The 12,107-nt window shown below is 54.7% G+C and carries 11 protein-coding genes and 1 rRNA gene; 2 read left to right on the top strand and 10 right to left on the bottom strand.

The genetic code is table 11. From position 1 onward, the window contains the following. Window positions 1–181 (bottom strand): 16S ribosomal RNA (locus WH279_RS02410); the annotation flags it as partial. Between the two features lie 551 nt (window positions 182–732). On the opposite strand from WH279_RS02410, the gene mdtD reads away from it, so the two are divergent. Then, on the top strand, window positions 733–2,130 hold the full coding sequence (gene mdtD, locus WH279_RS02405; RefSeq protein WP_339454887.1) for a multidrug transporter subunit MdtD: 1,398 nt from the start codon (window positions 733–735) through the stop codon (window positions 2,128–2,130). A gap of 4 nt (window positions 2,131–2,134) precedes the next feature. Here the strand turns inward: mdtD and rbsR are convergent, their stop codons facing one another. The 8 genes from rbsR to budA form a co-directional block, all read right to left on the bottom strand. Further along, window positions 2,135–3,145: a ribose operon transcriptional repressor RbsR gene (rbsR, locus tag WH279_RS02400; protein WP_339454886.1), complete on the bottom strand. Its 1,011-nt coding sequence runs from the start codon at window positions 3,143–3,145 to the stop codon at window positions 2,135–2,137. A 2-nt stretch (window positions 3,146–3,147) separates the two neighbouring features. After that, the gene (gene rbsK, locus WH279_RS02395; protein WP_339454885.1) at window positions 3,148–4,077 is read right to left on the bottom strand and encodes a ribokinase; all 930 of its coding nucleotides are present in this window, start codon (window positions 4,075–4,077) and stop codon (window positions 3,148–3,150) included. A 61-nt stretch (window positions 4,078–4,138) separates the two neighbouring features. Next, window positions 4,139–5,020: a ribose ABC transporter substrate-binding protein RbsB gene (gene rbsB, locus WH279_RS02390; protein WP_374760145.1), complete on the bottom strand. Its 882-nt coding sequence runs from the start codon at window positions 5,018–5,020 to the stop codon at window positions 4,139–4,141. Between the two features lie 27 nt (window positions 5,021–5,047). After that, window positions 5,048–6,016 (bottom strand): ribose ABC transporter permease, encoded by a 969-nt coding sequence (gene rbsC, locus WH279_RS02385; RefSeq protein WP_133844901.1) that lies wholly within the window; start codon window positions 6,014–6,016, stop codon window positions 5,048–5,050. A gap of 2 nt (window positions 6,017–6,018) precedes the next feature. After that, window positions 6,019–7,524, bottom strand: a complete 1,506-nt coding sequence (gene rbsA / locus WH279_RS02380) for a ribose ABC transporter ATP-binding protein RbsA (RefSeq protein ID WP_339454884.1) — start codon at window positions 7,522–7,524, stop codon at window positions 6,019–6,021. Between the two features lie 8 nt (window positions 7,525–7,532). Then, window positions 7,533–7,952 (bottom strand): D-ribose pyranase, encoded by a 420-nt coding sequence (rbsD, locus tag WH279_RS02375; RefSeq protein ID WP_200642168.1) that lies wholly within the window; start codon window positions 7,950–7,952, stop codon window positions 7,533–7,535. A 206-nt stretch (window positions 7,953–8,158) separates the two neighbouring features. Then, the gene (alsS, locus tag WH279_RS02370) at window positions 8,159–9,838 is read right to left on the bottom strand and encodes an acetolactate synthase AlsS (protein ID WP_339454883.1); all 1,680 of its coding nucleotides are present in this window, start codon (window positions 9,836–9,838) and stop codon (window positions 8,159–8,161) included. A 19-nt stretch (window positions 9,839–9,857) separates the two neighbouring features. Further along, window positions 9,858–10,640, bottom strand: coding sequence for an acetolactate decarboxylase (gene budA, locus WH279_RS02365; RefSeq protein ID WP_200642170.1), 783 nt, complete (start codon window positions 10,638–10,640; stop codon window positions 9,858–9,860). Window positions 10,641–10,744: 104 nt separating this feature from the next. On the opposite strand from budA, the gene WH279_RS02360 reads away from it, so the two are divergent. Continuing rightward, a complete protein-coding gene (locus WH279_RS02360; RefSeq protein WP_200642171.1) occupies window positions 10,745–11,626 on the top strand; it encodes a LysR family transcriptional regulator in 882 nt (293 codons plus the stop codon). Here WH279_RS02360 and WH279_RS02355 read toward each other — a convergent pair. Next, the gene (locus WH279_RS02355; RefSeq protein ID WP_200642324.1) at window positions 11,623–12,021 is read right to left on the bottom strand and encodes a YgiW/YdeI family stress tolerance OB fold protein; all 399 of its coding nucleotides are present in this window, start codon (window positions 12,019–12,021) and stop codon (window positions 11,623–11,625) included. The two genes, WH279_RS02360 and WH279_RS02355, sit on opposite strands and share 4 nt — an antisense overlap. Window positions 12,022–12,107: the final 86 nt, after the last annotated feature.

Genomic DNA, 12,107 nt, shown 5'->3' with positions numbered 1-12,107 from the left:
CGCCCCGTATTAGCTACCGTTTCCAGTAGTTATCCCCCTCCATCGGGCAGTTTCCCAGGCATTACTCACCCGTCCGCCACTCGTCACCCGGGGAGCAAGCTCCCCTGTGCTACCGTTCGACTTGCATGTGTTAGGCCTGCCGCCAGCGTTCAATCTGAGCCATGATCAAACTCTTCAATTAAAAGTTCGATTTGCTGCAACAAGTGCAGCGATGCTCAAGTGTAAAACGTCATAATGAATTTCATTATGTGTTCACTCTTAAGACTTGATATTTTTTTGTCACCCTAAGGTGACTGATATCAATCCTGCGAGTGCCCACACAGATTGTCTGATAAATTGTTAAAGAGCGGTGCAATCAGTGCCGGAGCTTCCTGTTGCGAGGTGGCGTATATTACGCTTTCCTCCTTCGGAGTCAACCTCTTTTTGAGAGATTTTTTCCGGCGGTTCAGATGCTTCCTGAACCTCCTGAGCCGCTGGCCGTAAGCCGTTGTGCCGTCTCAGTGGTTGCGCATTATAGGCAGTTTCCGACGAGTGACAAGTGTTTATTGCAATAAAATGACTGAGCGCGTTATTTTTCATCAGAAGCGTTAAAAGCATACGCTTTCGGGGCAATAAATCAGCATTTCCTGACAGAAAACTGCGAAAGACCACGGATGAAAGCAAAAATGAGATGCTATTCTTTCTGCTTCACAGGGGATTTTCCTGCCGCACTCACAAAAGAAAGGGATACCAATGATTAAATCCGCGCGCAGTATGGCCGGACTTCCATGGATTGCCGCTATGGCCTTCTTTATGCAGGCACTGGATGCCACCATTCTGAACACGGCCCTTCCGGCCATCGCCCACAGCCTGGGGCGTTCTCCGCTGGCGATGCAGTCTGCCGTTATCAGCTACACCTTAACTGTCGCGATGCTGATCCCGGTCAGTGGCTGGCTGGCCGATCGCTTTGGCACCCGTAAAGTCTTTATCGCCGCCGTATTTCTGTTTTCCCTGGGTTCGCTGGCCTGCGCGCTTTCGGGTTCGTTGTCGATGCTGGTCACATCTCGAGTGGTGCAAGGTGTGGGTGGGGCAATGATGATGCCGGTGGCACGTCTTGCTCTGCTCCGGGCCTATCCGCGCAGCGAGCTGCTACCGGTACTCAATTTTGTCACGATGCCGGGACTGGTTGGCCCGGTGTTAGGCCCTTTACTGGGGGGCGTATTAGTCACCTGGGCCACCTGGCACTGGATTTTCCTCATTAATATCCCTATCGGTATTCTCGGCATTTTCTATGCACGCAAATATATGCCGGACTTTACCACTCCGAAACGCCGTTTTGACCTGCTCGGTTTCCTGCTGTTTGGTTTGGGCCTGGTGGGCATCTCCAGCGGCATCGAATTATTCGGCGAACAGGTTGTATCAAGCGTGATGGCTCTGGGTGTGTTGCTGGCGGGTATCGCATTATTGCTTCTCTATATAGTGCATGCGCGGCGCCACCCTGCCCCGCTGCTGCCATTACCCATGTTTAAGACGCGCACCTTCTCCGTCGGCATCGTGGGCAATATTGCCTCAAGACTGGGTACAGGCTGTATTCCCTTCCTGATGCCATTAATGTTACAGGTCGGCTTTGGCTATACGGCTCTGCTGGCTGGCTGCATGGTCGCGCCCACCGCCCTCGGCTCCATTCTGGCGAAATCGACGGTCACTCAGGTACTGCGCTGGTTTGGTTATCGCAAAACCCTGGTCGGGATCAGTATGATTATCGGTGTACTGATTGCCACCTTTGCTTTGCAGGTTCCAGGCTGGAGTATGCTGGCGCTGCTCATCCCACTCTTTATTCTGGGTATGGCGATGTCCACACAGTTTACCGCGATGAACACCATCACCCTCGCAGACCTGACGGATGCCAATGCCAGCAGCGGTAACAGCATGCTGGCCGTCACACAACAGTTAGCGATTGGGTTTGGTGTCGCAGTGAGTGCAGCGGTGTTACGCTTTTATGAAAACTTTGATGGCACCACGCTCCAGCACTTCCATGCCACCTTCCTGACGATGGGGGGCATTACCGTGCTGTCAGCGCTGGTCTTCCTGCTGCTGAAACCAGGCGACGGTCGCAATCTGATTAGCGACCGTGATAAGAAGAAAACCTAGGCTCTTATTCCTTGCGGAGATCGCCCACGGAGGCACGTTCCATCAGTTCCGGCGTCAGCACCAGTAACTGAGGGCTGGCCGTCGGATCGGCCAGGCGATGAAGCAGGGCATCGATCGCCAGCTCCCCCAGTTCGTCTTTGGGCTGGTGAACGGTGCTGAGGGGTGGCGTCATATAGCGCGCGAGTTCGATATCATCGTAACCCACCACGGCCATATCCTGCGGGATACGCATTTCCGCCAGATAGAGCGCGTGATACACGCCAACAGCCATTGCATCATTACAGGTAAAGACAGCCTGAGGTGGAGGATCGAGGGCCAAAAGCGTATTCATGGCATTGAATCCGCCCTGGAATTCAAAATCGCTACTGACAATGTAGTCAGGCGGTATCGCTAACCCGGCGCTGTCCATTGCCTGCTGATATCCTTCAAGACGCAGACGCGCAGGTGTCTTGTCCTGTGGCCCGGCAATACAGGCAATCCGTGTATAACCACGCGAAATAAGATGTCGTGTCGCCATCTCCCCACCCAGCAGGGAGTTATCCTGAATAATGTCACTGCCGCCTTCAAACGGCGCCCAGTCCATCATGACTGACGGAATCGTGGGATAACGATGAAGTAATTCAGCGGAAGGCAGGTGACTTTCGGTACACATAATCAGCAAACCATCGACACGCTTTTGCAGCAGTGTTTCAAGGCTTCGATTCATACGGTCTTCATCGCCTTCGGTATTGCACAATACCAGGCTATAACCACGCTCATAGCAGCTACGCTCAACACCCCGTACCACCTCGGAATAGAACGGGTTACTGCTGGCCGTCAGCAACATGCCAATAGTACGGGTCTGATTGAGCTTCAGACTACGCGCCAGCGCAGAGGGTGCGTAATTCAGCTGGCTTACCGCCGAGGTCACTTTTTCACGAACCGCTTCACTCACGAAGCGGTTGTTATTGATAACGTGAGACACGGTGGAGGTTGAGACGCCCGCGAGGCGGGCGACATCTTTCATGGTCGCCACATCTACCCCTGCTGTTGCAAGAAACTGTCAATCTCATCACGCCAGGGAACGGAAGGTTGTGCACCGCGGCGTGTCACGGCAATGGCTGCCGCGGCATGGGCAAAGCGTACGGCTTCAGCCATCGGACGCTGCTCAATCAGTGCCGTGATCAGCGCACCATTAAAGGTGTCGCCCGCGGCAATGGTATCCACCGCTTCCACACGGAAACCAGGAATACGCTGACCATTCCCCTGCTCACTTAACCACACGCCCCGGCTGCCGAGAGTAATCAATACAGTACGGATACCTTTTTTATGCAGCACTGCCGCTGCTCGTGCAGCGTCTTCATCGCTGTTGACCGCCACACCCGTGAGGATCTGCGCTTCGGTTTCATTCGGGGTAATCATATCCACCAGCGACAATAGCTCGTCAGAGAGTTCTGTCGCCGGGGCCGGATTCAAAATCACCTGCGTCTGATGCTGATGCGCGATCTTCGCAGCCGCCAGCACGCTTTCCAGCGGTGACTCCAGTTGCATCAACAGTGCTGCGGCATCCGCAATCACCTGCTGGTGCTGCTCAACGCGCTCGGGCGTCAGGGCAGCGTTGGCGCCGGCGTGAATACCGATCGTATTCTCACCTTCACCGTTAACAAATATCAGTGCCACACCCGTCGAGTCGCCGGCAACGGCTTCCACCGGGCTGACATCAATACGGTCATCAACCAGCTGCTGGCGGATACGTTCGCCAATGTCGTCTTCACCCACGCAGGCGATAAAGGCAATGTCTGCGCCACTGCGCCCGGCGGCAACGGCCTGATTTGCACCTTTCCCACCGAATGCGACCTGATACTGCTTCCCGATCACCGTTTCACCCGGACGCGGGAAATGCGCCAGATTCAGAATGTGATCTGCATTAATGCTGCCGAGGACAGCCAGTTTGCCAGTTTTCATCATAAGGGGATTGTCCAGATAAGTGCGCCCCCCCAAGGTGGCGCGTGCCATGCTTTTCTTTGATTTATTGGGTGACCAGCTTCAGGTCAACCGGATTGATAGCCTGTACTTTCTGGCCTTTCAGCACTTTATCAGCCGTCTGTACGCCGATAACGCCGATTTGCTCCGGTAACTGAGCCACGGTCGCAGCCAGTTTGCCGCCTTCAACCGCTTTAATACCATCTGGGGTGCCGTCGAAGCCCACCACTACGACATCAGATTTGCCTGCCGTTTGCAATGCACGCAGGGCACCCAGTGCCATTTCGTCGTTCTGAGCAAACACCGCCTGTACGTCCGGGTGAGCGGTCAGCAGGTTCTGCATCACGTTCAGGCCTTTGGTACGGTCGAAGTCAGCCGGCTGGCTGGCGAGAATATTGAATTTGTGTGCATCGGCAGCCTGCTTGAAGCCTTCACCACGCTCACGCGCAGCAGACGTTCCGGCAATGCCCTGCAGTTCAATGATTTTTGCATTGTCGCCGACTTTTTTGGCGATGAAGTTACCGGCCATTTTGCCGCCGAAACGGTTATCAGACGCCACGTGGCTGACCACGGTACCCTGAGAGGCTACACGGTCCAGGGTGATCACCGGAATGTTCGCCTGGTTTGCCATTTTCACGGCGTTACCCACCGCATCAGAGTCGGTCGGGTTAATCAGCACCAGCTTGGTGCCACGAACGGTCAGATCCTGCACGTTAGCCAGTTCTTTCGCCGGGTTGTTCTGAGAATCCAGCACCACCAGGTTATAACCCAGTTTATCCGCTTCTTTCTGCGCGCCATCTTTCAGCGATACGAAGAACGGGTTATTCAGGGTAGAAACCACCAGCGCAATGGTGTCCTTTGCCAGCGCGTTAGCGCTCAGCGTGGCGCCTAACAGTACAGCCAGTGCAGTCAGTTTATTCATCTTCATTTTCATATCCTGTAAAGGTAAAGAGTGTTATTTACTGCTTTTGTTGTCTACCAGCACCGCCAGCAAAATCACCACAGCTTTGACGATCATTTGGTAGTAAGAAGAAACACCGAGCAAGTTCAGCCCGTTATTCAGGAAGCCTAAGATCAGCGCACCTATCAGCGTGCCCATAATCCGGCCTTTACCGCCTGCGAGGCTGGTTCCACCCAGCACCACAGCTGCAATCGCATCCAGCTCATAGCCGGTACCTGCCGTCGGCTGCGCCGAAGAGAGGCGTGCCACTTCAATGGTGCCCGCCAGCGCAGCCAACATGCCGCACAGCGCATAAACGATAATTTTGACGCGGTTAACACTGATGCCGGACAGACGCGTTGCCGCTTCGTTACCGCCCAGCGCATAAATGTAACGGCCAAGGCGCGTGTGATGCAGCATGTACCAGGCGGCGAGGAACACCACACCCATTAACCAGACCGGTGTCGGGATACCCAGAGGGCGACCGATACCAAACCAGCCAAACAGGTCTGCATTGTCGTTAAAGCCGGTATTCACCGGGCTGCCGTTGGTGTACACCATCGTCACACCACGCAGCAGCAACATCATGACCAGTGTGGCAATAAACGCCTGCACTTTACCTTTCGCGACAATCGAGCCGGTAATCGCACCAATAAAGGCACCCAGTGCCAGCGATGCCGCCACCGCCACCAGAGCATTCACTTCCAGCCCGACAATGGAGGCAGCGACTGCCCCGGTCAGCGCCAGCAGTGAACCCACGGAGAGATCGATACCGGAGGTGAGGATCACCAGCGTCATACCCACCGCCATAATGGCGTTGACCGACGTCTGTTGCAGAATGTTAAACAGGTTAGCCACGGTGAAGAAATTCGGGCTCAGACTGGAAACGATGGCAATCAGCACCACCAGCGCAATCAGGGATTTCTGCTCAAGCAGCCATGCCTTACTGATCAGGCGGCGTGAAGGGATTGTTTGCGTACTCATAGTTATGCCAGCTCCGCGCTGTAATGTTTACCAACTGCCGCCGCCATCAAAATTTCCTGCGAGGCTTGTTCAATCGGGAAGTCACCGCTCAGGCGACCTTCGTGCATCACCAGCACGCGATCACTCATGCCCAGGACTTCCGGCATTTCGGAGGAGACGAGAATGATGCTCAACCCTTCCTGTTTAAACTGATTAATCAGCTGATAAATCTCTTTTTTCGCGCCAACATCGACGCCACGCGTTGGCTCATCCAGGATCAGCACTTTTGGCCGCGTCATCAGCCCGCGGGCAATGGCCACCTTTTGCTGATTACCCCCGGAGAGCAAACCAATCGGCTGATTCATTGATGGCGTTTTAACGTTGAATAGCTTGATAAAGTCACCGACCGCCTGCTGCTCTTCCGCATGTTTCAGGCGGCCCGCGCCATAGCTAAAATAGTTGAGTGCGGTCAGTGACATGTTCTCTTTCACCGACATGCCCAGCACAAGGCCATCACGCTTACGATCTTCAGAAATATAGACGATACCGTTGGCCAGCCCCTCTTCCGGGGAACGCGCGAAGACGGTTTTTCCGTCCAGCGTCACGCTGCCACTGCTGCGTGACAAGGCGCCATACAGCACTTTCATCAGTTCGGTACGCCCCGCGCCCATCAGCCCGGACACACCCAAAATTTCGCCTTTACGCAGCGTAAAGCTGACATCCTCAACGCCGGAACCACTCAGATGCTCCACCTTCAGGCGAACCTCACCCGGTGCTTTATCCAGGCGTGTATACTGCTCTTCCAGCTTGCGGCCGACCATCATTTCAATCAGCGACTCTTCCGTCAGCTGAGCCACTTCACGTTCGGCAATAAACTGCCCGTCACGGAAGATGGTCACATCGTCGCAGATCTCAAAAATTTCTTTCATTCGATGAGAGATATAAACAATGCCGCAGCCCTGCGCTTTCAGCTCGTTGATCACCCGGAACAGCGAAGCGGTCTCGGTATCCGTCAGCGCGTCCGTCGGTTCGTCCATGACGATCACTTTTGACTCGAAGCTCAGGACCTTGGCAATCTCCACCATCTGCTGGTCACCGATAGACAGATCACCCACCAGCTTATGGCTGCTGAAGCGCAGATTAAGTCGCTTCAGTAAGGCATCCGCCTCGGCGTACATCTTTTTCCACTGGATGCGGCCAAAACGGTTAACAAATTCGCGACCAAGAAAGATGTTTTCCGCAATGCTCAGTTGGGGGATCAGGTTCAGTTCCTGATGGATAATACCGATCCCGGCTTCCTGCGACTCTTTCGGCCCGTTAAAGGTGGTTTCCTGACCGAGCCATTCAAACGTGCCCGCATCACGGGCGTAGATCCCGGTAAGCACCTTCATCATGGTCGACTTACCCGCACCGTTTTCGCCCACCAGCGCCATCACGCGGCCAGGATAAACAGAGAGGGCGGCTCCCGACAGCGCTTTGACGCCCGGGAAGGCTTTATCAATGCCTTTTAATTGCAGTAAAGGTTGCATAACAGCCTCTAAAAGGTCACGCCAGCGATCAGGATGACATTCGCATACGGAGAGCACTCTCCGCTGCGAATGACGGCCTGACTACGCTGAGTTTGGTGTTTGAACTGTTCGTGACTGACATAACTGATACTGATTGAATTACCCTGGTGTTGTTGCAGTAAGTCGAGCAGGGCGATTAATTCACTATGAAGCTGCGGATTATGCTGCTTAATTTCTTCCGCAATGATGGCACTCTCGACCTGCATCTCGCTGGTGACCGCCTGGGTTACCTGTAAAAATGTCGGAATTCCATGCGTTAACGCCAGGTCAATACGCTGCGGACCTTGTGGGATCGGCAGGCCGGCATCACCAATCACGATGCTGTCAGTATGACCGAGACGTGAAATCACGGACGAGATATCAGAATTCAGTAAGGTGCCTTTTTTCATTATTCACTCCAGAGCGAAACGTTTCGCTGATTGGCAGTGTAAGAAATGGTCAGGGGAAAACAATCATCAAATGTTGAAAATGTGATCGCCATCGAAACGTTTCGCTGACGCAGAGAAGGGATTTGTTTTAAGGAAAAAAATGGCCCTTTATGTTACCGGTAAAGGGCCGATGGTGAATATATTGAACATCGGGAAGGTATGGCAACTCACAAAATCTGGCTGAGATGCATCTGCCCCATCAGCAGGTGGTTGTCGGCATAATCTACCGGGATTGCCACCACCGCCGGTCCCTGCACATCCATCGCTTTACGCAACGTCGGTTCCAGCATTTCTGCACTTTCCACCGCAAACCCCGCGGCACCAAACGACTCGGCGTAAGCTTTAAAATCGATCGGACCGAATTTTACCCCGGAAACCCGCTGATATTTCTTCTCTTCCTGCATCGCCACCATGTTGTAGCACTCATCCACCCAGATGATATGCAGCAGATTCGCCCCCAGTCGTACCGCTGTTTCCAGCTCCATACTCGATTGCAGGAACCCGCCATCCCCGGAGACCGACACCACTTTGCGCGACGGGTCCACCAGCCAGGCACCGATTGCCCAAGGTAATGCCACGCCCATCGTTTGCTGGCCGTTGGAGATCATGATCTGACGGGCACGGAAGCTGTAAAGATAACGCGCGATCCAGATATGAAAGCTGCCCATATCCACCGTCAGGGTGACGTCACTGTTGATGATGTCCTGCATAGCACGCACGATGCGCAAAGGATGCAGGGCAAACTGATTCAGTTGATGCCCGCGCAGCGCCAGCAGCTCACGCTGTTGCTGGCGGTCACTGAGGATCGCCGCCGCCTGTGGGCTGAGGGTTAACGGCCCGTGAATCCGCGCCGACAGTTTATCCAGCGTGGCAGCAATATCCCCGACCAGTTCAGCATCAGGCTGATAGCAGTTGTCGGTATCGGCGGGCAACACATCGATATGCACCAGGGTGGCTTTGCCACTGTTCCACATCGCGGGTTCATACTCCACGGGGCTGTAGCCGATGGTAATAATCAGGTCGGCCTCACGCAGCAACCGATCGCCCGCCTGATTATTAAAGAGCCCGACACGCCCGGCAAAACGGGAAAAATGTTCCTGACGCACGGCACCTGCCGCCTGGTAGGTACTGGTGACCGGAATATGGCTACGCTCCAGCAGCTGATGCAGCGCATCGCTGTTGGCGGGCTGGCTGGCCATCAGGCCCAGCAATAGCACCGGATTTTTCGCCTGCGCGATTTGTTGTGCCACTGCGTCGATTGCCACATCCGGCGCCGCCCCCAGCAGCAGCTGGCCACTGGTATTCAGCAGATGCCCGCGCGCGGGTTCATTAATAATATCCTGTGGCAGGCTGACAAAAGCGCCGCCGGGGCGCCCCTGCTCCGCACTGCGAAACGCATTCGATAACACTTCGGCAATGGCATCTGAGGAACCGACTTCTACCGCATATTTACTCACAGGGTGGAACATCGCGACGGTATCCATGCTCTGATGCACCTGTTTGGCACTGTCGGCACGTTTGACCGCCCCACCCAGTGCCACTACCGGATCGCCCTCGGTGGTCGCCGTTGCCATACCGGTGATCAGATTAGAACAACCTGGCCCGGAGGTGACCAGCGCAACGCCGGCTTTGCCGGTCAGCCGGCCCACGGCCGCTGCCATAAATGCGGCATTGGCTTCATGACGTACGGCAATCGTCTGGATGGAAGTGTCCAGCAGCGAATCAAAAACTTTATCGATTTTGGCACCGGGGATGCCGAAGACCTGCTTCACTCCCTGTGCTTCCAGTTGAGCCACGACCAGATCGGCACCGTGTGCCCACTGTTGAACCTCAGTGACGTTTTTCATCTTTTGTTCTCTCTCTTTTTCAGCTTTCAACAGAACGAATGGCGGAATCCAGATTTTCCGGGCTGAGATCCGCCCGCAGGAAGTCGCTGTCGCCAGGCAGGTCAATCACCAGCTTGCTGATCTCACCAAAGGTCAGCGTGCCGTGATCAAGCTGATAATCCAGAAGATGACCGCCACCCTGGCGATCGTCAGTAATGAAATGTTCGTGATAGCCCGCGACGTTGATGCCCTGCATATACTGCGGCGTGCGAAAACCGATCAACACGCCATTGCGCTGCTCAAAATGGAAGGTGGGCTGCTTGCCGAGCACCTCTGGCATCGATTTATACGGGCGGTGCTGACAGGGAACCGTGCGGGTTTCTGCGCGGCTGAACAAGCCGTCGAGACGCAATGCGCAGAACTGATTATCGGAACTGACCTGCTGGTCGATGACCTGGTGTACCCCGGCCCGATCAACCGGGCCGGTAAAGCGATGCTGATACTGAGGGTGGAAGAAGGTCATCACTGCGAACGGCGATTTCTGATCGGGACTGGCAGCACGGGCACTGCCATCTGAACGCAACTGGTACACTTCGCGGTTAAAAGCGATCAGCTCGCCATCCAGCTGATTAAACGTCCCGAGGCCAAAGTCGCCTTTCTTCAGCAGGTCTGCCACCGTGGTGGTACCGTCATAGACACCGCTCAGTAACGCGCTCATCAGAGAGGTCTGATAGATTACACTTTCTGGCCTTTCCTTCTGCATCCCCCTGACCGTTTCGGTCAGTTGTTCCGAACATGAACAATCAGTTACAGAATGTGTCATTGCCTTTTCCCCCGATAAACTGTTAAGAAGTATTGAATCAATGTTGACTCGATTCAGTTCGGGATTCCAATATAGAACACCCCACACTTTGAGACGTTTTCGATATGGAACTGCGGTATCTGCGTTACTTCGTTGCGGTCGCTGAGACGAAGCACTTCACCCGGGCGGCGGAAAGGCTGGGTATTTCCCAGCCCCCGCTGAGTCAGCAAATCAAAAAACTGGAAGAAGAGATTGGTACACCGCTGCTGAAAAGGCTGACGCGTGGCGTGGAACTGACGGATGCCGGGGAAGCGTTTTATCATGATGCCTGCCAGATCCTGGCACTGACCGGCCATGCGCTGGAGAAAGCCAAAGGGATTGCCCGCGGGATCAGTGGAAAGCTGTCGATTGGTTTTGCCAGCTCCACCGCGTTTCATCCGCAGATTTTCCGGCTGCTGCACTGTTTTCAGGATCGTTTTCCGGCCATCACCTTACTGCCCCAGGAAGAGAGTATGGCGACGCTGATGCATAATCTGGAGGAGGGATTACTGGATGCCGCCTTTGTACGTCTGCCCTGTGAGAGCAGTAAGGCGTTTAATCTGAAGGTGATTGCTTCTGAGAAAATGGCTGTGGTGCTACCGACGGGTCATCCGCTTGGCAGCGCCCCCTCTTTGTCGCTGGCACAGTTACGTCAAGAATCACTGATTTTGTTTCCGCGTGAGGTTGCCCCCAGCCTGTACGAAGTGATTATCAGTGCCTGTCTGCGTGCCGGTTTTCAACCAGATGGCGTGCAGCAGTCACCGCAAATTTCGTCGGGCGTGAGCATGGTCGCCGCAGGCTTCGGCATCACCATCGTGCCTGATTCACTGCGCTGCATCAGCCTGCCCGGCGTCAGCTTCCATCAGATTGAGGATGCTGCGCTGGGCAGTGATATCGCCCTGGCCTGGCGGCGTTGGGATCGCTCCCCCGCCGTCCACCACCTGGTCACGATGCTTGCCGGCGATTAGCCACCGATTTTGCGCACCTGTTTGACGTCCAGCTCCAGTGAGTTGAAGTCTTTATCCAGCTTGCCCTGGAGTTCAACATTGTCTTTCGGACCAATGGTCTGTCCGTCCCAGCGCTTATCGTCAATTTCGACGGTCATGGTGCCGGTGGCATCACGGAACAGATAGTCTTCATCACCAATGCGCTTTTCAATATGACCACGCATTGTTACCCAGGCATCATCACTCATATCCTGAGCCTGCTTGACGGTAGCCACCGTACCGTTCGGGCCGCTAAACCCGCCCTTCTGTACCTGGGCTGTCGGAGCACTCGGGTCAACAAAACCGCCGCCCTGAACGGCCAGTACGGGCATGGACATCAGGGCGGTGATCGCCAGTAATGCAGCTGTCTTCTTCATCATGTTCACTTTTCCTTATGCAATAGAGCAGTCAATTCTGCCCGGTAACGTCGGTTCAGTCAGTATTACAGCAAAAGGTTCTTAAC

The sequence above is a fragment of the Erwinia sp. MYb375 genome, assembly GCF_037479175.1.
Taxonomy (GTDB): Bacteria; Pseudomonadota; Gammaproteobacteria; order Enterobacterales; family Enterobacteriaceae; genus Erwinia; species Erwinia rhapontici.
This window is presented reverse-complemented; position numbering and strand designations above follow the sequence as displayed.

Coding starts and splice junctions, on each gene's coding strand:
- mdtD (WP_339454887.1), top strand. CDS start 733: ATGATTAAATCCGCGCGCAGTATGGCCGGACTTCCATGGATTGCCGCT.
- WH279_RS02360 (WP_200642171.1), top strand. CDS start 10,745: ATGGAACTGCGGTATCTGCGTTACTTCGTTGCGGTCGCTGAGACGAAG.
- rbsB (WP_374760145.1), bottom strand. CDS start 5,020: ATGAAGATGAATAAACTGACTGCACTGGCTGTACTGTTAGGCGCCACG.
- rbsC (WP_133844901.1), bottom strand. CDS start 6,016: ATGAGTACGCAAACAATCCCTTCACGCCGCCTGATCAGTAAGGCATGG.
- alsS (WP_339454883.1), bottom strand. CDS start 9,838: ATGAAAAACGTCACTGAGGTTCAACAGTGGGCACACGGTGCCGATCTG.
- rbsA (WP_339454884.1), bottom strand. CDS start 7,524: ATGCAACCTTTACTGCAATTAAAAGGCATTGATAAAGCCTTCCCGGGC.
- WH279_RS02355 (WP_200642324.1), bottom strand. CDS start 12,021: ATGAAGAAGACAGCTGCATTACTGGCGATCACCGCCCTGATGTCCATG.
- budA (WP_200642170.1), bottom strand. CDS start 10,640: ATGACACATTCTGTAACTGATTGTTCATGTTCGGAACAACTGACCGAA.
- rbsK (WP_339454885.1), bottom strand. CDS start 4,077: ATGATGAAAACTGGCAAACTGGCTGTCCTCGGCAGCATTAATGCAGAT.
- rbsD (WP_200642168.1), bottom strand. CDS start 7,952: ATGAAAAAAGGCACCTTACTGAATTCTGATATCTCGTCCGTGATTTCA.